Raw genomic sequence first — 24,689 nt, 5'->3', positions numbered from 1 at the left:
ATCTGCCACTCGAGGTGCAGTTGGTAATCGGTAAACACCTCTTTGGTCTGGATATTACCGGTTCCTTTTTTCACGGTAAACACCCCATCGTGTACGGTCCACTGGGCAGGGTTGGATGGATCTTTTGTAGACACCCACTGGTCCAGGTTTTTGCCATCGAATAAGATTTTGGCATCTGCGGGAACGGGTGTAAGCACCGATTTTCCGGTATTCACCACCTTGGGTACAGGTTCATAAAATTCAGTTTCTTCGGGTTTGGTTTGCGCTCCTGCAGCCAGGGATGCAGCAAAAGAAAGGGAGAGCAGGAAAGGACGGGTCATAATATGTTTTGGGTTTATTGTTCTTTGTTTTTGGAGGCAGCAGGATGTAGCCTTCAGCTGAATCCTGTTCTGTTATTTCAGCGAATTGATCCAGGCAGCAATCTTTTTGGCATCGGCTACGGGCACCTGCGGCATGGGCGGCATTGGGGTGGCATAGTCGGGCCAGTTTTGAGGCTGCGGGTTGTGGATCAACTGAACGATCTTTTCAATACTGTATTTACGTTTGGCAACATCCCTGTAAGCGGGACCTACCTGGCGCTTATCGGTATTGTGGCAGGCCAGACAGGTGTGCTTGGAAAGCAGGGGTTTAACCTCTGCATAGGTAGGCGCTTTGGCAATGGTGCCTGCGTTTTTAGGTGCCGCAGCTGTACCTGCTGCTGCAGGTTTGGTAGCAGCTGTTTTTGCCCCTGCGGCTTTGGCCGGTGCCGCCTTGGTTTCCGCCACCGCCGAATTCCGGGTACTCACTTCATTCATGGTGAGCCTGGCGCCTTCGGGAATATTGTTCAACGTGTAATAAGCCGTAGGATGCACCAGCGAGAAAGATGTTTCCGCATCGCGGAGGCCTTCAAGGGTGAGGGTATGAATATAATAAGGACGCAAACCATCCACGATGATCCGGGCCTTCATACCATCGGGACTAACCTTTACCCCTTTGATCTGCAAGGTTTGCTGGTTTACGGGAGGTGAGCCATACACTGAGTGATACTTGTAGATATAGCTTTCCACCTTGTAGGATGCAATGTCTTCGGCATACTTGCGCTCAGCTGGTTTGGTAAACTCTATTTCAAAACCATCGGGCATGGCACGAACGGCGCGCATCTCGAAGGGAATCTTGCCATTCCACACCAGCCGCTGCAGGCCTTGGCCCGCATCGCCGGCCGAACCCCAGCCACGGGCTGTCTCGCCTGCAAACAGGGAACCATCCTTGCCCCAGGCCATACGGGTAACACCGCTTTGGAAACCGCTTCGGAACTCGATGGCAGCACCCTGGTATTCGCCGTTTACTTTTTCCATAAATACGCGGCTTACCTTACTCATCCCCTGGTCGCCCACCAGCAGCTGGCCGGCAAAAGGCCCCCACTGGTCTTCAGGAATCTTTACGATCTCAGAGTTGGAAATACCCAGGATGCCATGGGGCAGCCAAACGGCCGGCAATTGCAGCTCAGGAATGGCTTTTTTGATTTCGTACTCGGAAAGGAATTTTTCATTGACAATATTCTCCGGTTTAACGGCCCTGCCGTTCTTGTCCACGTCGTAACGGGGCTTCACCAGTGCAAATACCTGGTCCTGTTTGAGCTTGAGCGGCGAGCCGGGCATATCGGTCCATACCAGGCTTGCAGGGTGCCCCATGAAGGCGCCCTTTTTTACCTGCATAATGGAACCGGAGCCTACCCAGTCGCCCTGGTTATCGGTGTAAAAAAGCTCGTCATCAATCATTGAAATACCGCAAGGTGAGCGCATACCCGCAGCCCAGGGCTCCACGCTGCCGTCCTCTCCTATTTTGAGGGTCCAGCCACGCCAGGGCACAAAGCTCTTGGGGTGCCACCACACATCGGGAAAGCCCAGGTTAAGGGTCACAAAGAACTTCCCGTCGGGAGCGACCTTGGGACCGAAGCTATACTCGTGGTAGTTGCCCGAAATTGGCCAGGCATACACCGTTTCGTAGCGGTCGGCCTTGCCATCATTATCTGTATCGGTAAGCCTGGTGAGCTCGCCCCGCTGTGCGCAGTAGAGCGAACCATTTTTATAAGCCACCCCCAGCACTTCGTGCATACCAGTGGCAAACTTGCGGAAGAAAGGCTTTGCGGAGGTAGGGTTTTCTACCACAAACACATCGCCGCGACGGGTGGTAAGGGCCAGGTTGCCATTGGGCAGGGTACACAGGCCGCCCACTTCCAGCAGGTCGCCTTCGGGCACCGGCACCCGCATGATCTTGAAATAGTCATCTTCCTTGGCCGACTCGGCCTGGGCATGGGCGCCCTGCCACAGCATTGCAGCGGCACCCAACTGGAGCAGGCGGCCGGCAGCTTTTTTCCAAAAATGTTTTCCCTTCATCATCTTATATCTGTATCGCTGAATAATTGGTTTAGAATAAAATAGCATACACCGCTTTTTTGCTGACGGGCAGCAGCAGCTCGGTAGTTCCGCCGGCGCCATTGCGCACCAGGGGTGTGGCGCCACCGGCATCGTCAATGCGGATAAAGAGTTCTTTATCGCCCACCACGTACAGTCCTTTCGACTGCTCCCTGATATCCTTGCCTTCTGCTACGCGCAGGTACAAATTTGCAGGAGCATTGTCAATGGTGATGGAGCGTTGCAGCTCCTGGCCGTTGGCACTTACGCGGGGAGCGTCCTGCACCTGTGCGCCATAGATCTGGTACATAAAGGTGGGGCGGTCTTCCTTGTCTACGCTGTACCCCTTGGGACGAAAGCCTGTACCAACACTGTCGGCCTTCCAGGCTGCATTTGCATCTGCAAGTACCGCCAGGGCAGGCATGGTTTTACCAAAATACTGCACCATGCCCGTAGGCTTGGAAGAGCCATCCCCCCTTTCGTGCCACATGGGTGTGGCATCGAGAAAGGAGCCGCGCCAGGCCTGTACAATGGTACCATTGTCGAGGTCGTAGGTATAGTGCAGCCCTTCGGCCGAACCAATGCTGATGGCATGGGTTACGCGGCCTCCCGAGGGCAGGTCAACAAAAGACCGGAGCATGGTATTTTGAGGTGCCTCCACCAGGATGGGATCTACCAGGTTGCCCAGCGCAGCGGCAGGATCGCTGAGCAGGGTTTCGCGCAGGCCTGTGCCCGATACAGAAAGCTGGATATTGGGTTTGGCCCAGTTGGCCGTTTTGGCGTACAATATTTCTACCGGGTATTCGCCGGGTGCCAGGCTGATGCTGCCGGTACCGCCCCTTTCCGAAAAGGGCATCACCTCTTTGCCGCCTACTTTTAAATAGCCTTTTCCACCGGGAACGCCTAACCGAAAATTATAATCACCCTGTTCTTTTACTTCCAGTTTGCCGGTATAGGCAATTAAAAAGTCATTGGCGAGCGTGGTGATGGCTGCAGAAAGTTGCAGGAGTTTGCCCGAAGCCGCTGCTTTTGCCTTGGCCACATCGGCAGGTGCTTCAAACTGGCCCTGGTACACGGAATATTGCAGGTCTTTTAAGGAAGGCTGTTGTTTCCCAAAAGGCATCAGTTTGATGTTGCGGAAAGCCACCGCACCATGGTCGCCCTGAATGCGGATGGGTCCCTGGGGCACTTCATTATTTTCCATTGCACCACGGGTAGGGCCGCTCAGTTCCACGTTCTCGTGGATGGTAACGCCATTGAGCTGGATGGAAAGAATGCGGGCATTTTCAATCTTCTTACCCGAAGCATCAAAGCGGGGTGCCTGGAAAGAAATACGCATTTTCTGCCACAGGCCCGGAGCCTTGCTCACGTTTTGGCGGGGTGCATGACCTTCGTAGCCTTTCTGGCCTTCGGGCTTGCTGTCATCCCAGCGTTCGTAAATGCCGCCATTATCACCTGAGTAGGGACGTTGCTTGCCCCAGGAGTCGTGCAATTGTATTTCGTAACGACCCTGGAGGTATAGGCCGCTGTTGGAGCCCTTGGCCATCAGGTACTCAAATTCCACATCGGCATCGCCATGAACCAGGTTGGTAAAGAGGTCCTGGCCATGCTCCTTGTCGGTGGGCAGGTTTACCAGCACACCGGTACCACCAGCGGTTTTCAGCACGTTGGCAGCAGCAAGGTCGGCCTGCACATCGCCTGCAATACGCCAGGTTTTGGATGCAGGTTTGAAGGGTGAAAGATCGGTAAGCGGCAGGGCCGTTTGCGCCCATGCGGGTGCTGTGCACAGCAACAGGCAGCCGCATACCAAACCGCGTACCGATAAGGAAGGGGAATGATTCATTGTTTATATATAAGGGTAAAAGCTTGAGAGGGCAGGCTGCCCTGGGGCAATTGCTTGTAAATAACCAGGTGCATATGTGCGGTCGCCGCATCAGGAGCAGGCTCCGCTTTATCGAGGGTGATGGCCTGCAACATTGGCTGGCCTGTAGCCGATAACAAAGTGAAACAAAGGGCAAGCATTGGCAATCTATTTTGGAAAGGGTAAAAGCCCGGTGAACAGCCTTCCTGCTCCTGCCTACAAAAGGCCTTGCGCGAAACTGTTCATTGACGGCGAAAGTTAGTGCCTTCGGCATAAGGATGCGCCAGCAAGCGTATCAAAATTTCATCATTTCGTCTCAATATCAATACCTACAGAGCAGGAAGGCTGCTTGCATACAAAAACTTATATTTGGTTACTTCCAACGATCTGCATTGTGACCCGACTGTTTGCCATATTCCTGTACTGCCTGCCCGTGGTTTGCTTTGCCGGCAGTCCCCAACCCTATTTCAGGCATTATGGCGTGGAGCAGGGCCTCTCCAATAACCGTGTGCGCTGCACTTTACAGGACCGCTTTGGCTTTCTTTGGGTAGGTACTGCCGATGGCCTCAACCGTTTTGACGGCTACCAGTTCCGGATTTTCCGAAACAGCCCCGGCGACGGTGGCAGCCTGGGCGATAACTATATCAACAGCCTGGTTCCGGCACCTGATGGTGCCCTGCTGGTGGCCACCAATACAGGCTTGTACCGCTTTGATTATGCTACGGAAAAGTTCCGGCCCCTGGTGTTGAGCCGCTACCCCGTTGGGCATATGGCCACCGACAGAAAAGGCCGTATTTGGTATGTGGCCCATAACAAGCTAAAATGTTTCGATCCTAAGGAGCGGCGTTTGCACAGCTTTGTACAGGTGCCTCAGGCCAGTTCGGTAGCCGTAGCTGCCGATGGATCGGTATGGGCTTCGTCGGCCGATGGTTACCTGTACCAATACCTTGAAGCAAGCCACCGCTTCCGGGCCTACAACCTTTTTGCCCATTCGCGGCCCGCATCTGCCCATAAAGTGCAGCGCCTGTACCCTACCTCCGACACCTGCCTGCTGGTGGGCACCACCAACCAGGGCGCCAAAAAATTTTCAATCGCAAAGGGCAGCTACGAAGACCTGCTCACCCACAACGAAGAAGGATCTGAACTGCTGGTATTTGGCTTTTTGGAAAATGGACCCTCCGAATACTGGATTGCATCCGAGACCGGCATATATACCCTGAACCCCAGGACGCATCAATACCGGCACATGCGCAAAGGGTTTACCAATCCCTTTTCGCTTTCTGACAATGATATCAATACCCTTTGTGCCGACCGGGAAGGCGGTATCTGGGCGGGTACCAATTTTGGCGGCCTCAACTATTTTCCCAAACAGCAGATTGCTTTTGAACGCTTCTTTCCCGGCCACGAAGGTTTTGCCCTGGGCGGCAATGTGGTACATGAAATAACGGCCGACAAGTGGGGACAAATCTGGATCGGTACGGAAGATGCAGGCCTTAGCCGCTGGAACCCGGCAACCGGCAAAACGGATTTTTACCTGCCCACCGGCAACCGCGAAGCCCTGGCCTATTCCAATATCCATGGGCTGGTGGCGGCAGATAATGAGTTGTGGATCGGCACTTTTGAGCATGGGCTGGATGTGCTGGATATTCCTACCGGCAAGGTGCTGCGCCATTACAATGCAGGAAAAGGTAGCGGCAGCCTCGGCTCCAATTTTATTGTCACCCTTTACCGCAACCGCGCCGGCGAAATGCTGGTTGGCACCTGGAATGGATTGTACCGCTACCGCCGCGCCAGCAACGATTTTGAGCCTTTCCTCGGGCACCAGGGACAGGTGCAAAACATTTGTGAAGACGCCGATGGCGCGTATTGGATCTGTACCCTGGGCAATGGCGTTTTTTATTACAACCCCACTACCGGCCAAAAGGCGGTGCTGCAATACCGCCGCGGGAAAAACAATAGCCTGGCCAATAATAACGTACATGGCCAGTACCACGATGGGCAGGGTAATATCTGGTTCAGTACCGAAAGCGGGCTTAGCCGCTACGAAAAAGCCAGTGGCCGCTTCCGGCATTTTACCACCGAGCAGGGCCTGCCGGGCAACGTGGTATACCGCGTGGAGGAAGACCGGCAGCAAAGGCTCTGGATTACCACCACCAAGGGATTGGGGCTCCTGCACCTGGCCACCGGTGAGCTGCAAAGTTTTTCCATTGCCAATGGCCTGCCTTCAGATCATTTCAATTTCAACTCCAGTTTCCAGGATAGCAGTGGCCGTATTTACCTGGGCACATTGAAAGGGATGGTAAGTTTTCAGCCTGCTCAGTTGCAAACCAATCCTTATGTGCCACCCCTATATTTCACGCAGGTACTGGTAAATAACACCAGGCAGTATGGAGGCAACCTGAAAGCACCGGCAACATTGCCCCTGCCCTTTGCCAAAGCACTCAGGCTTCCTTACCACCAATCGACCTTTAGTATCGATTTTGCAGCCCTTGGTTTTGCCGCCCCTGAGATGACGCGGTACCGCTACCAACTGGAAGGGCTTGACAATGCCTGGACCCTGTTGGCTTCCAACAGAAGAATTTATTTTACCTCGCTGCAGCCGGGTTCTTACACCCTTCGCCTGCAGGTATTATCGCCCACGGGCACCAGGGTGCTGGGCGAATGCCGACTGTCCATCACCATCATGCCGCCCTGGTGGGCCAGCCCCCTCGCCTATGCCGCCTACCTGCTGCTGGCCATTACCGGCTTGCTGGTTTTACTTCGTTATTATCACCGGTACACCCGCGAAAGGGCCCGTCGCAAGATTGAACTCATTGCGCTGAAAAAGGAAAAAGAACTTTATGAGGCCAAGATGGATTTTTTCACCAATGTAGCCCATGAAATACGGACACCTCTCACGCTGATCAAAGCGCCGCTGGAAAGGGTGCTTCATAAAACAGCGGAACTGCCTGACCTGCAAAAAAGCCTCCGTACCATGGAGCGCAATACCGACCGGCTGATTGACCTTACCGGACAGCTGCTCGATTTCCGGAAGGCAGAGGCCAATGGCTTCCAGCTTCAGTTTGTAAACACCGATATTTCGCGGCGGCTGGCCGAGCATTTTGCGGCCCAAAAGCCCCTTGCCGAACAACGCAACCTGAACATGAGCCTACGGCTGCCTGCCAAACCTATTTTGGGCCTTGCCGACGGAGAAGCCCTGAACAAAATTTTTTCGAACCTGCTGCACAACGCCATCAAGTATGCACAGGCTACCGTTCGGGTGGTGGCCAGTTCGGAAAACGACCACTGTACGATACAGGTACTAAACGATGGTCCCCTGGTGCCGCCAGCTATGCGGGAGCAGATCTTCGAGCCATTTTTCCGGCTGAAGGAAAATGGCCAGCAAGGGGGCACGGGTATTGGCCTGGCCCTTGCGCGGTCGCTGGCCCAGCTGCATGGGGGCAGCCTGGTGCTGCAGCCCCACGAATCCCTGAACGTTTTTGTGCTTGAATTGCCCTTGCCTCCTCAATCAACCAGCTATTCCATCCAAACGCAAACCCAAACATCCGTATCATGAAACCGTCCCTGCTACTGGTAGATGACAATGAAGAAATACTTGCTTTCCTGGAAGAAGAGCTGAGCGAACAGTATACTGTTTATGGCTGTACCAGTGGCGCCTCTGCACTCAACCTGCTTGCGGCCCACAGCGTGCAACTGGTGATCAGTGATGTGATGATGGAAGGAATGGACGGTTTTGAACTTTGCCGCAGGCTAAAAACAGACAAGGCATACAGCCACCTGCCGGTGGTGTTGCTAACAGCCAAAAACAGTTTACAAGCCAAGATCGAGGGATTGGAACTGGGTGCCGATGCCTATATTGAAAAGCCTTTTTCGCCTGCTTACCTGCAGGCCCAGGTGGCCAGCCTGCTGCGCAACCGCAGCCAGTTGCAGGTATATTTTGCCAACTCGCCGCTTGCACATATTGGCACCATGGCACATAGCCGGTCGGAAGCCCAGTTCCTGGAAGCCCTCAACGAAGGCATTCAAAGCCGTATGTCGGACCCCGACTTTGACGTGGAGCACCTGGCAAAACTGATGAACATGAGCCGCCCTACACTGTATCGCAAGATCAAGGAAGTGAGCAGCATGACACCTTCGGAACTGATCAACCTGACGCGGCTTAAAAAAGCTGCCCAACTGATGGGCGACGGCAACCTGAAACTGTATGAAATTTCCTACCAAGTAGGCTTCCACTCCCAGAACAATTTCTGCCGCAATTTTCTAAAGCAATTTGGCATGACTCCTTCGCAGTTTATGGGCCAGGTACGGGGGGTGGTGGAGTAAAAAATCAGCAGGCAAAAATTGGGTTTAGCGTTGACGCGTCTTCTTTGACGACAGACCCATGCCGAGGGACGACCGGCTGTTGCTGATGGGTTTTGTTTCCTGGACTTGCCGACTATTATCCTTTCAAATGCACATCTTTTTATGCAAATACGATCCATAAATAAAGCCGCACCTGTTTAGGTGCGGCTTTATTTATGGATTAAAAGTCAGGGGCTAATTTTAAAAGCATCAGCCAGATTAGCACAAGCAATTATGCCATTGAATTTAGTAAGGTCAATTAGCTTTTGCTCTAATCGCGATGCTTCCCTAAGCCAAATTATTGCAGCGTCACGTTAAAGGTCACGTCCACATCGGTTGAAGATTTAGGGCTGTCCACGGGGTCGGTAGTAGCCTTATTGGGCGGGTTGCCACCATAGTGGCGGAGTACCACACGCAGGGTACCATTAGCGGCAGCACCGGTGGACAGTACACCGGTAGTACCCAGGGGCATACCATTGGCGTCGTTGTTCAGACCCGAAATGGTCAAATTGCTGGTAGCGGCAGGGATCAGGTAAAAGCGGTGCTCGTCGCCCTCAGCAGTAACTTCCGTTGTGATATTAGCAACGGGGTTCTTGGTTTTATCCAGCAACTCCAATTCGAAATTGTATTGTTTGTTGACCGGCAAAGTCACCGGTGCCAGGACGGGTGTAGCGCCACCCGGACCATCCGGATCATCGTAAGAAAACTGGATGGTACTGCCACCACCTACCGGCGTCAACTTCATGGTAACGGTGGTGATCACTTCTTCCTCATTGCCTTCTCCCTCATCATCGTCTTTATTGCAGGCGGTAAAAAGCGTGGTTGCTGCCAGCAACAGTACGGGCCATTTCATTTGAAACTGTTTCATGTTGGTCGTGTTTTTTTATCAGGTTAAATAAGGTTACTTCCCAGGTTGACCTTTGCGGAACACCGCAGGCCACCTAATAAGAGAGCATCAGGATTTGCCAAGGGGCACTTTCAGGCGCAACTGGATGTTGCGGCCCATTTCATCGGTAAAAAATCGCAAGTTGTTGAGATAATCGCGGTAGCTGCGGTTGAGGGCATTGCGCACGCTAAGGCCAAAGGTTACCGGCACCTGCCCCAGCCGAACGGTAGTGGCCGCATCGGTATGCACCAGGAAGTAGGCAGGCGGCGGTGCCTGGTAGTCCTGCTTGCCGGCACTTTCATCAGGTACCCTTGTCTGGCGCCATACCTGCATGCCTTCCACCTGCAGGTAGGTATTGGAACGGCGTGCGCCATCCTTCAAAGCATATTTAAAGCCGGTTGTAAACCGGTCGGCGGGCATGCGGATCAGCCAGTCATCGGCCACCAGGTTGCGGGCCCGCAGCATGGCATAGCGGTTGGTCCACTCCAGCCGGGGCAGCAGTTCCCAGCTAAGCGAAGCATCCACACCCTGCAGGCTTGCATCGGTTTGGCTATATACCAGTTTGGGGAAAGCTCCCGAAATGGTCAGTACCGGTTCACCGGGAACAGGCTGCTGGTAAATAAACCGGTTGATGCGGTTATGGTAAACCGTCAGCTCCCCGCTCAGGGTGCCGCTTTTGTTGCTGAAATTCTGGCCCACATGCAGGTAAAGCGACTGCTCCGGCTTCAGGCTGATATCGCCCACCTCGTAGGTGGCGGTACCATGGTGAATGCCATTGCTCAACAGCTCGTTTACATGCGGTGCACGGCTGGAAAGGGTGGCGCCGGCGGTCCATTTCCAGTGTTCGGTAGCCCGGAAACCCGCCTGCAGCGAAGCACCCATGGTGCTGAAGTTAAAATCGTAATTGGCAAACTCGGCGCCGCCGGCACGCAGCCTGTTGGAGTGAATGGCCCGGTGATCGTACCGCAAACCACCGTGCAGGTCCCAGGCTTCGCGGTTCCATTTCAACAGGTAATAGCCACCGAAATTAAAAGCGCGGTATGCCGGGATAAAGTACCGACCCGAGTAGCTGTTGTTTTGCTGCATGCTCACCACTCCGCCGCTGTGCTGCCAGTTGCCCTTGCGGGGACTCTCCCAGCTCAGCTCCTGTTGCAGGGTGCCGATATTGAGGTTCAATTGGGGCCTGCGGTTGGCGGCATTGCGCACTACGTCATACTCTTCGCGGTCGTTTAGCTGTCCCGAAAGCAGGAGGCCCAGCTTGTGCCCGCCAATGTCTACCGTGGTTTGCGACTTCAGCAACTGGTGCACCACCGCCTGGTATGGCCGGATCATTTCGTATCCTTTATTCCCGGTAAAAGCGGGATCAGGACGGGTGGCCTCCATGGCTTTTTGCAGGTCGGTAAGGTTGCCGATATGGGCACCACTAAATACACCCAGTTTGGTGTTGAAATAAGAATAAAACAACTCGGTGCTGAGGTGGTGCCTGCGGTAGCCTGCCGTCACCGAAAAATTGCCTTCCCTGTTGGAGGTATTGTTAAGGCGATAGTCGGGGGTGGTTACATTGCCACCCTGCTTCAGGGTTCCTTGCAGGCGGTAGGCAAAACCTTCCCACTTCTTGGAGGCCTGCTCCCATACCCCGGATACCAGGGCCTGTCCGTTGTTGGTGGCATATACCGTATTGACCTCGGCCTGATGACCCGGCTGCTGGCGCAGGGCCCTTGGGCTCACCAGGATCACACCGCCAATGGCATCGGAACCATACCGCAGCTGGTCCACCCCGCTGATCACGGAAAGACGGCCCGCAATAAACGGATCCACTTCAGGGGCGTGTTCATTGCCCCACTGCTGCCCTTCCTGCCGCACCCCATTATTAATGGTCAGGATGCGGTTGCCATGAAGTCCATGAATCACCGGCTTGGCAATGGTAGAACCCGTTTGCAAAAGTGTAACCCCGTTGATCCGGGCAAGCGCCTCGCTAAAGGACCTGCCCCTTGCCTCTTCGAGGGCAGCACCTGCCAGCTCTTTGCGGATGCCGGTGGAGGGTTGCCGGTTGGCGGCAACCGTTACGCCTTCCAAAGTGGTTTTATTCAGGGGCATATCCACATCGAGGTGGCTGGCACCCTGCAGCCCAACATAGCGGATGACGGTATCAAAAGAAATATGGCTGATGTGCAGGGTGTAATGCCCTGCACACAGGGAGTCAAACTTAAAATCACCTTTGTCGTTGGTGACCCTGGTTTGGTTGAGTTCCGCCACATACACACTGGCGCCTGCCAGGTTTTCGTGGCTGGCCGAATGGTGTACATGGCCGGTAAGAATGCCGCTGCACTGCTGGGCACCCGCAAATGCGGCATTGCCCAGGAGGAGCAAAAGAAAGATCTGCTTCAAGAGATTGCGTATTACACGAAGAATAAATTGGGATGTTTCCTACGGGTTAGCAGGAGGGCGGTCCCCGGCTGCCGGCATTTTTTACAAAGCCCAGCAACGGAAAAGCATAAGGCGCAATCGTGTATACCGCAGGGTACTCAGGTAAGCCTGCGGTCCAGGAAAAGATGGGTTCGGGTTGATGCGGGGCGGTGATAACCTGGTGGTAAAAACCGCAGTGGTAAGTCTTGGTGGTTACGGACAGGTTGCTGTCCCGGAAGCCATAATCGGCATCCACGTGGTCGGCCAGCAGGTTATGCAGGAATTGCCTGGGCGTAGCACCCAGCAAGGCAATCAACAGCAGCAGTGCCGCCCAGAAAGATCGTATCGTTTTGTCTTGCTTCAGGTTTTTGTTTTTGCTAAACTAATGGTTCCTTAAACCATTTCCGGGCTGCCGGTTTTTTGAACAACAGGTATGGGGCAACAGCGGCGGCTTTCGGCCCGGTTGCGGAGGTGGGCCCAAATCAGCAGCACGGCCCCTACTCCTTTCAGCACCATTTCCACTGCATCAATTGCCAGCAGGTTGGCCAGAGCCACCAGGAAAAATCCGGCAACAAAGGCGGCAACAATGCTCTTCTGCTGGTGCACCTGGGTGTATCCTTTCCAAATGGCATAGCCCCCGATACCGGCGGTGAGCAACACGGTGCTCCACTCCAGAAGGGGCCATTCGCCACTAGCAATACCTACAACCGGCAGGATGGCCATTAAAAGCGGCAGGGCAACACAATGCACCAGGCAAATAACAGATATTGCCATACTCACCAGATCCATGCGTCCACGGTATTCATTGCCTGCGCTCATGTTCATAAAAATAGATAATTGCAACAACGTTGCAAAGAGCAAATTTAAGGCCTGAGTTTGGATTTGAGCAGCCGGTTGGAAAAAATTAGGAGAAAGGATGCAGGACCACGGACCAGTGACGACAGCCAGTGGCCGCGTTTCTGTGGTTCGGTCCGAGGTATGTCGTCCGTGGTCCCATTAGTCCCTCATCCACCTTCCATCTACACCTTTCCCAATCTTATCGTTGTTTTCTGAAAAGCTCTCGATGCGGAGGGTTAATTTTGTGGCCTCATGGCATTATCCATCTGCTCCATCAACTCTGGTTCCAACGGCAATTGTTATTATGTAGGCAACGATCAGGAAGCCATCCTGGTAGATGTGGGCATCAGCTGCCGCGAGGTAGAGCAAAGAATGAAGGCCAGGGGCCTGCAGATGGAACGGGTAAAAGCCATCTTTGTTTCGCACGAGCATACCGATCATATCAGGGGTATTGCCGTGCTGGCGCAAAAATGGCGGTTGCCGGTGTACAGCACCAAGCCCATGCGGCGCAGGGGCAGCTTTTGGGTAGATAAGGAACTGGTATTTGATTTTACAGCCCACCAGCCTGTTGCCATTGGCGGGCTAACGGTCACACCATTCCCCAAGTTTCATGATGCTGCCGACCCTTATAGTTTTACCGTAAAAGGAAACGGGGTTACGGTTGGCGTGTTTACCGACCTGGGTAAGCCTTGTCAGCAACTGGTTCAGCATTTCAGCCAGTGCCATGCCGCTTTCCTGGAAAGCAATTATGATGAGGAAATGCTGGATAAGGGCAGTTACCCCTATTACCTCAAGCACCGCATCAGGGGTGGTAACGGACACCTGTCCAACCGCGAAGCCCTCCAGGTTTTTTGTAACCACCGCGCTCCTCATTTGAGCCATTTGTTGCTGGCCCACCTTTCCAAAAACAATAACTGCCCGCACCTGGTAGCCGGCTTATTTGCACCACACGCCGGCAGCACCCATGTTGAAGTGGCCTCCCGCTTTGAAGCGTCACCGGTTTATACCATTACCGCGAGCAGAACAACCCTTATCAGGGGTACCGAGCCCGAAGCTCCTGCCCAACAACAGTTGGCTTTATTCTAGTTAAGCAGGGTTAGCTTTCAAGTCTCCTATGCAGTACTGCCAATAAAAATTCTTACAAAGAATCTTTCTTGGCAGTAGAACACTCGTTTTTACAATCCGGCCGTAACCATTTCCTCACATGAAAGCATTTTACAGGCTTAATGTGATGAGATGACCTGTTTTGCTATATTCTTCCCGGTAGAAAATAATGGAAATTCACACCGGCAAACAAAAGCTTACCTCGATGGTACAACCTGCACCCGGCGCAGAGCGAAGCTGGAAAATACCATTAAGGCTCTCGGCACGTGTTTTCATGTTGGTGATGCCAATGCCGGTGCTCCTGGTGGAGGTGTCGAAACCTTTACCATCATCTGTTATCACCAGTTGCAACAAGCCGTCCGTGAACTCCAGCCTGATTTCGGCTGTACCTGCCTGTGCATATTTGATCACGTTGTTCAGGCCCTCCTGAATGATACGGTAAATACCCAGGTGCATGTCCTCTGCTATTTGGAGGCCGAATATGCCAACGGGGTGAAAACTGATCTGGAGTTTGTTGGTCAGGTTGATACTTTCCACCAGGTCGTGCACCGAATCGTGCAGGGTAATTTTTCCCAGTGTTGGTGCAGATAGCCGCTTGGAAATACTCCTGATTTCGTTGATACACTCCTGCAGGTAGCGGGACGATCTTTCCAGCAAGGAGCGATCTTCACAATACCCGCTAAGGAACATTTCATTATACAGCTTTACGGTGGTCAGCACCTGGTTTACGTTGTCGTGCAGTTCCAGGCCCATTTTCGACCGTTCGGACTCCTGTGCTTTGATAACAGCCGATGTAATTGCTTTTTGCTTGCTTCTTTCTGCAGCATCCAGCTTTTGCTGCAATTCAACCTGCCGGTCGATGTCGCGGGCATTTACAATCATACCTCCGATCAGCGGATTATCGTAATGGTTGGCACCCTTCGACTCCAGCCACACGTACTGGCCGTCTTTACGACGGAAACGGTGCCGCACGCCTTGTAACTGCTGGCCGGTTTTTACCCGGTGAATGCCTGCGAGGGTTGATTCAACATCCTGCGGATGAATAAACTGCAATAAAGGTTTGTGCAGAAGTTCGTGTGCTTCGTAGCCCATGGCTTTGCGCACATTATCGCTGCAGTAAGTAAAGTTGCCCACTTCGTCGATGATCACAATAAGGTCGGTACCTTCCTGCACCAGGGCTTTGAACTTTTGCTCGCTGCGGGCCAGTTCGGCTTCGGCTTCTTTCCGTTGGGTGATATCCTTGCCAATGGCAATATACTGCAACTGCTGCCTGGCCTCGTTGTACATGGGCTGTATGTGCAGGTTCATCCAGTAAGGCTTACCATCTTTCGAATGGCAAAACAGTTCCTGGTGCAAACTTTGTCCCAGCTCCAGTTGCAATTGAATATTATCGTGCTGTTCCACCTCCGTATTGGCGCTGGAAAAAAGCTCCTGCGGCATTTTCCCCAGCACTTCCTCAACACTATATCCGCTGATATCGCAAAAAGCCTTATTGGCCCAGGTGATCCGGTGGTGGTGGTTGGTGGTCAGAATTGCCTGCGATGTTTTTTCCGCTATCAGGGAAAGTTCGTGCAGTTTGTCCGTTTGTATTTTTTCCTCTGTGATGTCGCGGCTGTTAACTACCAGGCCATTGATATCCGGATCATCTACCAGATTGGTAACACGGGTATCCATCCACCGCCATTCGCCGGCCTTATTGCAAAAGCGGTAAGGTGCAAAGCGTATGCTTTTCTCCGGCAATACTTTTTCAAGTTGTTGCTGCAGTGCCGGGAGATCATCGGGGTGAATCAATTCAAAAGCAGAGCGGCCCACCAGTTCGCCGGGAAAATAGCCCAGCAGGTGGGTTACGCTGGCACCCACATAAATGTACTGTCCCTGTGGCGCAACAATGCCCACCAGGTCGGAGCCCCCGCTTACCAGTGCCCTGTATCTTTTCTCACTTTTCAGCAAAGCCTGAAGGCTTAACATGCCACTGCTTACATCCTGCAATGTGTTTTCGCTTCGGCTGTGCTTACCCGCTGCATCATAATGCAGTTCGCGGTAATGCTGGATATATACCAACCTGCCATCCGGGTGTACTATGCGGTATTGGTGCTGTGTGCGGGCAGGCTGCCCTTCCGTAGCATATAGCTCGCCGCGCATCCTTTCAACATCATCGGGGTGTACCCGCTCCCAGAATGCAGCAAGGTCGAAAGTTGTGGCTGGAGGCAGTCCGAAAAGGATATTGATATTGGGCGAAATGTAAGTGAAAACATCGGCCAGCCGGTCGTAGTCAAAACCAGCAACACCCGTAATGCACAAGGAACGTTGCAGGCGCGACCCCGAAGCGGGTGCATCAATCCCCCTGCCGATGCAGTACCACACCCCTTTTGCCGGTTGCCAGCGCACCGTCCAGCAAATTGTTTGAGATGATGTTTGAGCAGAGGAAAAAGAAGGTGTTACAGGCACAGGGTTGCCCAGTTGGGCGAGTTTAAATGCATGCAGCATTTTATCCTGATCCTGCGCAGGGAAAAGGGTATAAAAATTTTCGGCCCCCAACAACACACCTTCGGGTAACAGCATGCGCGCTGCGCTGTTGCAGTATACCGGCATACCATCCTGCTGTACCACAACAAGGGCATCAGAAATCATGTCCAGCATTTCATCGGCCATGAAAGGATCTGGAACTTTGGGCATTGGATTAAACAGGCCAACAGATTTGTTACAGACAACCTGCGGGATTCTCATATCACCAAAGTTCTCCAATTAAAACAAGTTACTGTTCAATCGGGCAGGTCAAAAGGCAACTGGATTTGAGAATTATCAATTATCCCTTAACAGGAAAAAGGAATAACACTTACTCAAAAAGAAAGCGCCGCCTTGGTTTGCATTTTACTGGCGACACATCTGAAAAACTTTGCTTCGAAATGGGGACTTCAGACAATAACACAAGCGTGGAAAATAATGTATGCGCAAATAAGATGTGGGCATACCAACAACAAAAAAGCCTTGCAGTTTTGCTGCAAGGCTTTTTTGTTGGTGGAGGTGAGGCTTTCCAGGTCGAATCACTTGAAAGGTTTTTGCAATTTATCTCTACAATCAAGGTGGCTTGAATTGGCAAATCCCATGTTTTTGATTTTTCATAAAAACATCTAAATAGGGTCAAAATCAAAATCATTGCGTTTTTTTAGAGTCAGATATCATGAATATGCTCTTACAAATATTTGTTTTTCATAATCTTGAGCTTAAATTGAACTAAAAACTAGTCTTTAAAAAATTTTAAATAACAGACGTTAGCAGTAAGATTTAGACAAACCGCTTATGACAGACATAATCCAAAGCATTATTCAAAAGGTAAAAGATGAACTGAGGCTTGAAGGAGAGTTTTCTTCAACTGAATTGTATAATCAGCTTTTTGAGTATAGAACAAATCTTCATCCCGATAAATTTTTATATGATGATCAAAAACAGGAGGCTGAAGAGAAATTCAAGAAAGTCAATGCTCTTCTTTCAGAATTGGAACGGTTCATAAAAGAAGAGAAGTTGGCAAAAAAGCCAGGAGAAATAATCCCATATAAAGATTCATATGAAATTGTAACGATTAAGCAAACAAATGTACAAATCGAAGAAAAAATCAAGAGTTTGGAAAGTACAATAACTGCAAAGGATTATGAACTTAAAGAACTAAAAAAAGAAATCAGACTTCTGCGAAATGAAAAAGCCGATGAAAAGACACAGGAATTGGTAAAGCACTATAAGCCGACAAAAAAGAGTCTATTTTCATTAGGGTTGACATTTTTAGTGACATTATTGTTTGGAATTCTTTCAAAGATTGACGAGATAGCAGTTTTGATTTCAAAGTATTCTCCTTTAAAGGAAAAATTCTTAAACACAATTATTTTTGTTATTCTGATTGCAATCCCATTGATATATGCTAAAAAAAGTTACGAAGAAAAAATTATAGAAAGAGCTGCAAATAGAGTTAAAACTCCATTATTTATTAATGGATTTGTTGAGTACCTGGAGGAATATAAACTTGGCAATAATTTTTCCGAATTAAATGTTTATAATTTCTTGGTTAAACAACTAGTTCCACGCAACTTTTTTAGCAAATATTATTATACAAAAGTTCTTCCGGTGTTTACTGAGGCAACTATTGATTCCTTAAAAGATATTTTCATTTACAATCTTTTAATTAAAAAACTAATCTACATATCAAATCCTAATATGCTTGATAGAACATTTAGAATTTGGAATTCTCCCCACTACTTTCCTGGACAATTTGACGACGAATTTTAGCCTTACTCCTATCAATGCATTGCTGCCGGATACATTACCATAAGGTAGTCGAATAATACAGCATCAATGTATCTTTTTTTAAAGAACTTCCTCCAAGTTCATACTTGACAGCAATCCTTTAAGTGATAGAAAATAGGTAAAATATAAAACGCCTTGATTTTCAAGGCGTTTTATATTTTTGGAGGTAAAGTTTTCCTGATTCAATCACTTGAAATGTTTTTGCAATTCATTTCCACAATCAAATTGATTTGAACTGGTAAATCTCGTCCTTTCCATCTTGTAATAAAAACATCTAAATCGGGTCAAGATCAAAATCCTTGCGTTTTTTGGGTATCTAACCAGATTTTGGTAATTGCGTTTTTGGAGTACCAGATATTGAAAAACGCAACTGAAAATGTTTGTTTTTAAGGAACTGAGCCTAAATTGAGTAACAAATCAAAACTGAGAATTACGTATAAAAGTCGTAATGCGCAATTGAAAACCTAACTAACTATGGAACAAAAGACAGAAATAACCCAGTATCATTTCGACACTATTGTAAAAGACTTCCTAGGCAAAATCGAGAGCCTTAATGAGACATTGCCATTCGTAATGATTTTCATTCGATATAATTATCGAAAAGCAAATAACGACTTTGCCACTTTTGTCAAAGATAAGGGTGTTTCGAGCGTAGGTGAAGACGGTGAGGAGAGCTATACTTTTTCACCGGAAGATTCACAAAACTACTTTTTCCATAAAAGAAATATTGAAAAAGCGACGAATGCAACGGATATCGTTCCCGAAAGTCTATTTGTAACTTTAATAAGTCAATTCGATTCTTTTTTGGGTAGATTGATAAAGGAAATATTTAATGTCAAGCCAGATATTCTCAACGCTAGCGAAAAGAACTTGACATATTCTCGCTTATTGGAGTTTGCCAGTTTAGAAGAAGCCAAAGAATATCTAATTGAGAAAGAGGTAGAGGCGGTTCTTCGTGAAAGTCACATAGATCATTTTGGCTGGCTAGAGAATAAGCTTGGAATCGTGTTAAGAAAAGATCTGCCAATATGGGAAACATTCGTTGAAATCACTGAACGCAGAAATCTATTTGTTCATTGTGATGGTATTGTTTCAAGTCAATACCTCAGTGTTTGCCGACACAACAAAATTAAGCTAGACGAGAAAGTTGGAGTAGGAACAAAGTTTGAGGTTTCTCCAGATTATTTTGTAAGAGCTTACAAATGTTTGTATGAAATAGCAGTTAAGCTAACTCAGGTTATTTGGAGGAAGTTGTTGCCGAAAGATCTTGAAAAAGCTGACGAAAGTTTAAATGACATTTGCTTCGAGTTGCTCAAACAAGGGCATTTCGATCTTTCTGACATCTTGCTTGATTTTGCTACTAATACTCTAAAAAAGTATTACAATGAAGAGAGCAGAAATGTTTTCATCGTTAATAAAGCGCTTTCACTAAAACTAGGTGGAAAAATTGATAAAGCCCATGATATTGTTAATAATAAAGACTGGAGTGCGTGTAGTGATAAGTTTAAAATTGCAAAGGAAGCATTGCTCGACAATTTTGAGGAGGTAGAGAGGCTTATGCGAAAAATAGGTCCGGACGGCGATGTGAAAAAATTGAGTTATAAAGTGTGGCCACTTTTTGCAAGTTTTCGAAAAACAGATGGTTTTATTAATTGTTATAAGGATGTATTTAGAGAGGATTACAAAGCAATTGAGACACCTAAAAAGCTTATTGAGCAATTGTTTCAAGAAGTAGAAAAAGAGCAAAGTAAAAAGCCGGAGCCTAAGGAAGTAGGCACAGTAAGTGAGCTATCGACAGCTGAGGCCAATTTGTAAGACTGCCCAAAACTTGAACTTGGCGCAAAAGGGGCATGACTTACAAGTGCTCATCTGCAAAAAATTCTATGGTACATCAATGAATGGGCTAGAACTGATGGAATGCTATTTCCCAACCTGCGCCAAGCATCGGACGTTAGCGGCCAACTTATACGTCAATCCGATATAAACAAAATTTTGTAAAATAGAAAATGAAAAAAAGTAAAAAACCTATGGAAATAGTGTTTTGGTGCACATTGATCTCATTATCATTTGCATTTATCGGCGGGATTCTCATTGCTTGGGCTAAACTAAAACAAGATAGAAGTTCATCAGATAAGTCAGATAAAATTTTAAACTTTAGCACTGAAAATTCTAAAAGTTTGGAGAAAATTGGTGTTAAAACTGATACTTCCCTTTCTGAGATTTTGCTTTTAAAAAATCAAATTAGTGAACTAAATAACCAACTTAAACCATTTAAAAATATAGCAAAATCCAAATACCCTAATCTTAATGAGAACGAAGGTCTTATAAAACTTCAGAACCATATTTTTGAAATAGAAAGAAAGACAGTTCAACTACAAGAGAAAGCAACTGAATTAGAGAATAAAGTAAAACCGAGAGAACTGTCTGAAGATCAAAAAAGCCTTCTTTATTCATCCCTTAAAGAGAAAAGGTTCCCAATTTTCATTAGCAGCAAAATGATGGACACTGAAAGTCTACACTTTGCTGAACAAATTTACAATGTTATAGAAAAAGCTAGATGGCCGGCTTTTCTTAGTAAAGCAATGACTTCAATAATTGACTTTGAAGGAGTAGGTATTTTCTCATTTCCTGACAATAATTTTCCAGAAGCAGAAAATATATTATTAAAAGCGTTCGAGAAAGCTCAAATAAAGGTTCAAAAAGTTACAGTACCAAGGAATAAAATGGGTGAATTTCCAGCAACACCTTGTATCGTTTTAGTTGTAGGTGGTAAATGATAAAGCCTACCGCTAATATCAGGTTGCTTCAATTCGGCTGATGAATATTAGCTCAGCAACAATAATTCTAATGTTCTTTAGTAATATATTTCAGCTGACTGAATGCTATGGCCGCTATTGCAGCAAGCTGTTAACCCTAAGAAGATTACCCCTATCCTGCATATTTCATTCTTTTTATACACTTCACCAATCTTTTTATCTATTTGGACGAATTGTCCATATTTTTTCAAGCGCGGCTGTTATATTGTGACAACCCTCACTATGACTAAAGCGCCCCAGGGCAACTACACAGTTAAAGTGCCCACCAAGACTTACCTACGGAAATATGTAACTGCTTCATTGGGTGCACCCATTGCACTCAACTACTCTTCCACTTTAGGAACCCTCATCTTGTCACTTCTGGAAATGGACTCCTTTTCCGTGAACATGAACCTGGTCAAGCAGGATACCCGCCTAACCAGCTTTGATGACTGCATCGAAGCGGTGTCTTCCATTAAGACAATGCGGTATAAGGGCTACTCGCTCACCCCTACCAAGATCATTGCCATCAACCGCTTCCTGGAAAACGCTTTCATCGAGGACTTGTACATTCATTGCAAGTCATCCCTTAAAAAAAGGGAATGGCGCCCAGGCATTGAAGATGGTATCCGGAGCTTTGCCGAAGGTTGTGGAATCATCATCGATGAAGACATCTCCCTGGATGCTTTAAAGAAGGCTGAATGGCGGTTCCGCAAAAAAAAGGAGGAGAGAAAGTTGCAGACTTTTGTCCTGCCACAAAGAGGCACTTCAGCCTTCGCATTCTGCTAAAAATCCCCCTTTCCGCTGTCCTTTCACTCCCGGAGCCCTTGCGCAACATTTGCGTAAATGTTCCAATCATCTTACACAGGCATAAAACCATTGCACCGGAATACCGCCTACAACGGTGGTTTTTGTCGTTTCTGGTTTATCCCGGTTGAAGAGGTATTGGTTATGCCGCGTATCAATGCAGCAACCCAATACCTGGTGGATGAACCGTCCATCCGTCCCGGCGCTGCGTGGCTTGGACCAATTGCTGTCCCTCGTGACCGCATAGGCTTTTCCGAAGAGTTCAAGCGCACTGCTGCAGGTCATTATTATGTACACAAGATTGAAGGAATCCACCCAGGCGAAAGCGCAGAGAGCCGGGTTAACTTCGAAAACCTGCCTTATCATAAGTACCTGGCCATCGGCAAAATGAGGGCTGGAGGCTTTTACTGCCTGGTGGGTACAAAAGACAGCCCACTTTCTTTCAACCCGGAGTTCAGGGGCGGCCTTGGTCCTGGTGACATTGCTCAAAACCTGTTTTCCTTTTCCACCAATCATATAAGCAAAGCCTATGTGCTGCCACAATTCACGGCTGATGCTATTGCCTCTGGCTTGCCAGGCAATGGCCCTGGCGATGGCAGCGGCAATGGAGGTAATACCATGGCCCAGAAAGAAACGATCCCCTTCCAAAACCAACCCACCATTTCTATTCCTTGGACTCCGCTGCGGCAGAACCGGTTTGGCAACTTCCCGATCGTGCAGGTATGGCTCATTGAAGACGGCGGGGTTCCGTACAAGGCAAATGCCGGCAGCATCGAGGTAGATGCACCGCCTCCAGCTTTTACCGAACTAACGGTGAGGCTTGGCGGCAATCCTACTGGCTTTATCGAAATAATGTAAGAACCAATATCCTGATGAAAACAAGAATCCTTTTACTCCTTCTACTTATTACGGGCTTTGCACAAGCCCAGGTAACTAACCGGATCCAGGGCGACATCATTCGCATGAACCAAAATGGTAACGCTCCGGCTGAACTTCAACTGGAGAACAGCACCAAGGGCAGGACTGGAGCAGTCCTGAAGAACAAGGGTAACGGCCTCACTGAGTTCGATTACGTTGTTGATGATGCCTGGACCACTGGTGATACCCTCTATCTGAAAAAAGGTCCAAACCTGCTAAAAGTCCGGAGAAGCGGTATCAATTCAACTGATACCACATCCGCCAACGGTCTTCCTGCAATTGCATCCGGATGGTGGGCACAGCAACAACTTGCAGCATTGCCATCCCAGCAGGATCCATATATGGTGAACGGACAGCTTGCCGGCATTGACTTTAAGGACGCAAATGGCAATGTTTACTTCCGGTGGCTATTCGACACAACAGGCAACAGCAAACAATACCTGGAGGCCATCGATTACCATGATCCGCTTTGGCTCACCGGACTGGGCTGGTCCAAAATCCTCAACCATCCAACAACTATTGGCGGGTACGGGATCACAGATGCATTCACCCAAGCAACAGCAGATGCACGGTACCCACTTCTTTCCGGATCATACGCGAATCCTGCCTGGCTAAGTTCCCTTGCCTGGTCAAAGCTTACTGGGGTTCCAACCTCATTCACACCATCAGCACACACCCATCCGTGGGGCACAGATGTAACTGGTAAGCCCACAACCATTGCCGGATACGGCATTACCGATGCATTTACCCAGACGCTGGCTGATGCACGTTATCCGCAGCTTTCCGGATCCTATACCAACCCTGTGTGGTTAAGCTCTTTTGCCTGGGCAAAGCTCACAGGTTTGCCTACAACCATTGCAGGTTATGGAATCACTGATGCTTTTACCCAAACACTCGCTGACTCCCTGTATCCACTCCTTTCTGGTAGCTATGCAAACCCATCATGGATTTCCAGCCTGGACTGGAGTAAAATCATTAATGCTCCACCCTCGGGTAATGGTAGCTGGCCACTCATTTATTCAGCACCCGGTGATGGAAACACTGCGCATGTAAGTAATACAGGAAGTGATACAATACAGGTATGGAACAATGACGGCATTCTCCGTATGCGGTTAACCCAAAACGGCCTTCTGGAAAGATACCTGCGCTCGGGTAGTGAGATTGGATCAATAAGGGATGGCACTCCTGGTAACCTGCCCGGTGTGCTCTTTTACAATGGCACCGGTAACGGGCGAACCCAATGGACACAGCTGGGTAGTTCTGGTGGCCATGCCTGGTGGAGTACTTCCGGCAGCGGTAACATTCCAACAGGTGAAACCCACAACATGACCCTAAATAATTCAGGCAACCTGTGGGTGAAAGGAAACATTACTGGTTCTTCACTAATCATGGCTGCATCAGCCACAACATCAGGCATACTCAATGGGGAGATCAAGTGGGGAGCTGACAGTAAGTATCATGTTGGAATAGACGGGGATCATACTTTATTGACATCAGCTCCTAATGGTGTAGCAACCCTTCCCGGTAGTTTCCTTTCAGTAACCGGCGCCTATGGTTACGGACTCCAGTTCGGTGGAAATGTGACAGTAGGTGGTGATGGAGCAAGCGGGTTCTCGCTGTTCACCAATTCGACGCAGCGCATGAACATAACGCAGTCCGGGTCTATCATATTCCCTGGTCTTGCCGGTGGTTATGGTGATAGGGTTGCAGTTGTCTCAGCAGGTGGGGCACTAATGGCATCCACTAAGAAACTTGGGTTTTCAAAACAGGTATATAATTCAGGGGCACCTGAAATTTTGATTGACCAGGCTGCCGTTGAACATTTTGTTCTGTTGGGCGGCACCGCTACCGGGGTAAGCTTTCCGGCAGTAGTGGACAATGTCATTTTAAATGTGACAAACACCACGGCTTCAGCAATATCAGTAAACGCAAACCAGCCGCAAAACCACGATCAAACCTTAACAAGTATTCCCGCAAGAACAGGGATGAAGTTTATAAGGGATGGATCCTTCTGGCGCCGTGTTCTTTAATCCAATAAAACCCTT

At 49.1% G+C, this 24,689-nt stretch carries 19 protein-coding genes; 10 read left to right on the top strand and 9 right to left on the bottom strand.

Annotation, left to right across the window (positions count from 1 at the left end; translation table 11 throughout):
- The 4 genes from BUE76_RS25120 to BUE76_RS10765 all read right to left on the bottom strand — a co-directional run.
- A partial coding sequence (locus BUE76_RS25120; protein ID WP_254049525.1) for a family 16 glycoside hydrolase occupies nucleotides 1-320 on the bottom strand: 320 nt, incomplete at its 3' end.
- A 72-nt stretch (nucleotides 321-392) separates the two neighbouring features.
- The gene (locus BUE76_RS10775) at nucleotides 393-2,375 is read right to left on the bottom strand and encodes a c-type cytochrome (RefSeq protein ID WP_143157403.1); all 1,983 of its coding nucleotides are present in this window, start codon (nucleotides 2,373-2,375) and stop codon (nucleotides 393-395) included.
- Between the two features lie 31 nt (nucleotides 2,376-2,406).
- A complete protein-coding gene (locus BUE76_RS10770) occupies nucleotides 2,407-4,236 on the bottom strand; it encodes a 3-keto-disaccharide hydrolase (protein ID WP_073046056.1) in 1,830 nt (609 codons plus the stop codon).
- The gene (locus BUE76_RS10765) at nucleotides 4,233-4,415 is read right to left on the bottom strand and encodes a hypothetical protein (protein ID WP_073046054.1); all 183 of its coding nucleotides are present in this window, start codon (nucleotides 4,413-4,415) and stop codon (nucleotides 4,233-4,235) included. Before BUE76_RS10765 ends, BUE76_RS10770 begins: the two co-directional genes overlap by 4 nt.
- Nucleotides 4,416-4,648: 233 nt before the next feature.
- On the opposite strand from BUE76_RS10765, the gene BUE76_RS10760 reads away from it, so the two are divergent.
- A complete protein-coding gene (locus BUE76_RS10760) occupies nucleotides 4,649-7,810 on the top strand; it encodes a ligand-binding sensor domain-containing protein (protein WP_073046051.1) in 3,162 nt (1,053 codons plus the stop codon).
- Nucleotides 7,807-8,577, top strand: coding sequence for a response regulator transcription factor (locus BUE76_RS10755; protein WP_073046049.1), 771 nt, complete (start codon nucleotides 7,807-7,809; stop codon nucleotides 8,575-8,577). Before BUE76_RS10760 ends, BUE76_RS10755 begins: the two co-directional genes overlap by 4 nt.
- 316 nt (nucleotides 8,578-8,893) lie before the next feature.
- Here BUE76_RS10755 and BUE76_RS10750 read toward each other — a convergent pair whose 3' ends face one another.
- From BUE76_RS10750 to BUE76_RS10735, 4 genes are all read right to left on the bottom strand, one after another.
- A complete protein-coding gene (locus tag BUE76_RS10750; protein ID WP_073046046.1) occupies nucleotides 8,894-9,463 on the bottom strand; it encodes a hypothetical protein in 570 nt (189 codons plus the stop codon).
- Nucleotides 9,464-9,550: 87 nt separating this feature from the next.
- Nucleotides 9,551-11,869, bottom strand: a complete 2,319-nt coding sequence (locus tag BUE76_RS10745) for a TonB-dependent receptor (RefSeq protein WP_073046043.1) — start codon at nucleotides 11,867-11,869, stop codon at nucleotides 9,551-9,553.
- Between the two features lie 46 nt (nucleotides 11,870-11,915).
- Entirely contained in the window at nucleotides 11,916-12,203 is a 288-nt protein-coding gene (locus BUE76_RS10740) for a hypothetical protein (protein ID WP_073046041.1), read from the bottom strand.
- Between the two features lie 77 nt (nucleotides 12,204-12,280).
- Nucleotides 12,281-12,712, bottom strand: coding sequence for a MerC domain-containing protein (locus BUE76_RS10735; protein WP_073046038.1), 432 nt, complete (start codon nucleotides 12,710-12,712; stop codon nucleotides 12,281-12,283).
- Nucleotides 12,713-12,976: 264 nt separating this feature from the next.
- On the opposite strand from BUE76_RS10735, the gene BUE76_RS10730 reads away from it, so the two are divergent.
- On the top strand, nucleotides 12,977-13,810 hold the full coding sequence (locus BUE76_RS10730) for an MBL fold metallo-hydrolase (protein WP_073046035.1): 834 nt from the start codon (nucleotides 12,977-12,979) through the stop codon (nucleotides 13,808-13,810).
- 195 nt (nucleotides 13,811-14,005) lie between these two features.
- Here BUE76_RS10730 and BUE76_RS10725 read toward each other — a convergent pair whose 3' ends face one another.
- Complete coding sequence (locus BUE76_RS10725; RefSeq protein WP_073046034.1) at nucleotides 14,006-16,504, bottom strand: PAS domain-containing sensor histidine kinase; 2,499 nt, start codon at nucleotides 16,502-16,504, stop codon at nucleotides 14,006-14,008.
- Between the two features lie 116 nt (nucleotides 16,505-16,620).
- Between BUE76_RS10725 and BUE76_RS24200 the strand changes: the two genes are divergently transcribed.
- The 7 genes from BUE76_RS24200 (at nucleotide 16,621) to BUE76_RS10690 (ending at nucleotide 24,674) form a co-directional block, all read left to right on the top strand.
- The gene (locus BUE76_RS24200) at nucleotides 16,621-16,920 is read left to right on the top strand and encodes a hypothetical protein (RefSeq protein WP_143157402.1); all 300 of its coding nucleotides are present in this window, start codon (nucleotides 16,621-16,623) and stop codon (nucleotides 16,918-16,920) included.
- A gap of 208 nt (nucleotides 16,921-17,128) precedes the next feature.
- The gene (locus BUE76_RS10715; protein WP_073046029.1) at nucleotides 17,129-18,106 is read left to right on the top strand and encodes a hypothetical protein; all 978 of its coding nucleotides are present in this window, start codon (nucleotides 17,129-17,131) and stop codon (nucleotides 18,104-18,106) included.
- 492 nt (nucleotides 18,107-18,598) lie between these two features.
- Nucleotides 18,599-19,939 carry a hypothetical protein gene (locus tag BUE76_RS10710; RefSeq protein ID WP_073046026.1) on the top strand — a complete coding sequence of 447 codons (1,341 nt, stop codon included), beginning with the start codon at nucleotides 18,599-18,601 and terminating at the stop codon, nucleotides 19,937-19,939.
- 191 nt (nucleotides 19,940-20,130) lie between these two features.
- Nucleotides 20,131-20,901 carry a hypothetical protein gene (locus BUE76_RS10705; protein WP_073046023.1) on the top strand — a complete coding sequence of 257 codons (771 nt, stop codon included), beginning with the start codon at nucleotides 20,131-20,133 and terminating at the stop codon, nucleotides 20,899-20,901.
- A gap of 261 nt (nucleotides 20,902-21,162) precedes the next feature.
- Complete coding sequence (locus BUE76_RS10700) at nucleotides 21,163-21,708, top strand: hypothetical protein (RefSeq protein WP_073046021.1); 546 nt, start codon at nucleotides 21,163-21,165, stop codon at nucleotides 21,706-21,708.
- 57 nt (nucleotides 21,709-21,765) lie between these two features.
- Nucleotides 21,766-22,584 carry a hypothetical protein gene (locus BUE76_RS10695; RefSeq protein WP_073046018.1) on the top strand — a complete coding sequence of 273 codons (819 nt, stop codon included), beginning with the start codon at nucleotides 21,766-21,768 and terminating at the stop codon, nucleotides 22,582-22,584.
- 14 nt (nucleotides 22,585-22,598) lie between these two features.
- Entirely contained in the window at nucleotides 22,599-24,674 is a 2,076-nt protein-coding gene (locus BUE76_RS10690; protein ID WP_073046015.1) for a hypothetical protein, read from the top strand.
- Nucleotides 24,675-24,689: the final 15 nt, after the last annotated feature.

The sequence above is a fragment of the Cnuella takakiae genome, from assembly GCF_001953305.1.
GTDB lineage: Bacteria > Bacteroidota > Bacteroidia > Chitinophagales > Chitinophagaceae > Flavisolibacter > Flavisolibacter takakiae.
Note: the sequence above shows the minus strand (reverse complement) of the source record. Positions and strands in the feature narration are given on the sequence as shown.

Excerpts from the sequence above, each read along its gene's own strand:
- BUE76_RS10775 (WP_143157403.1), bottom strand. The coding sequence starts at position 2,375 with ATGAAGGGAAAACATTTTTGGAAAAAAGCTGCCGGCCGCCTGCTCCAG.
- BUE76_RS10770 (WP_073046056.1), bottom strand. The coding sequence starts at position 4,236 with ATGAATCATTCCCCTTCCTTATCGGTACGCGGTTTGGTATGCGGCTGC.
- BUE76_RS10765 (WP_073046054.1), bottom strand. The coding sequence starts at position 4,415 with ATGCTTGCCCTTTGTTTCACTTTGTTATCGGCTACAGGCCAGCCAATG.
- BUE76_RS10755 (WP_073046049.1), top strand. The coding sequence starts at position 7,807 with ATGAAACCGTCCCTGCTACTGGTAGATGACAATGAAGAAATACTTGCT.
- BUE76_RS10750 (WP_073046046.1), bottom strand. The coding sequence starts at position 9,463 with ATGAAACAGTTTCAAATGAAATGGCCCGTACTGTTGCTGGCAGCAACC.
- BUE76_RS10735 (WP_073046038.1), bottom strand. The coding sequence starts at position 12,712 with ATGAACATGAGCGCAGGCAATGAATACCGTGGACGCATGGATCTGGTG.
- BUE76_RS10730 (WP_073046035.1), top strand. The coding sequence starts at position 12,977 with ATGGCATTATCCATCTGCTCCATCAACTCTGGTTCCAACGGCAATTGT.
- BUE76_RS10725 (WP_073046034.1), bottom strand. The coding sequence starts at position 16,504 with ATGCCCAAAGTTCCAGATCCTTTCATGGCCGATGAAATGCTGGACATG.
- BUE76_RS10715 (WP_073046029.1), top strand. The coding sequence starts at position 17,129 with ATGACAGACATAATCCAAAGCATTATTCAAAAGGTAAAAGATGAACTG.
- BUE76_RS10710 (WP_073046026.1), top strand. The coding sequence starts at position 18,599 with ATGGAACAAAAGACAGAAATAACCCAGTATCATTTCGACACTATTGTA.
- BUE76_RS10705 (WP_073046023.1), top strand. The coding sequence starts at position 20,131 with ATGAAAAAAAGTAAAAAACCTATGGAAATAGTGTTTTGGTGCACATTG.
- BUE76_RS10700 (WP_073046021.1), top strand. The coding sequence starts at position 21,163 with ATGACTAAAGCGCCCCAGGGCAACTACACAGTTAAAGTGCCCACCAAG.
- BUE76_RS10695 (WP_073046018.1), top strand. The coding sequence starts at position 21,766 with ATGTTCCAATCATCTTACACAGGCATAAAACCATTGCACCGGAATACC.
- BUE76_RS10690 (WP_073046015.1), top strand. The coding sequence starts at position 22,599 with ATGAAAACAAGAATCCTTTTACTCCTTCTACTTATTACGGGCTTTGCA.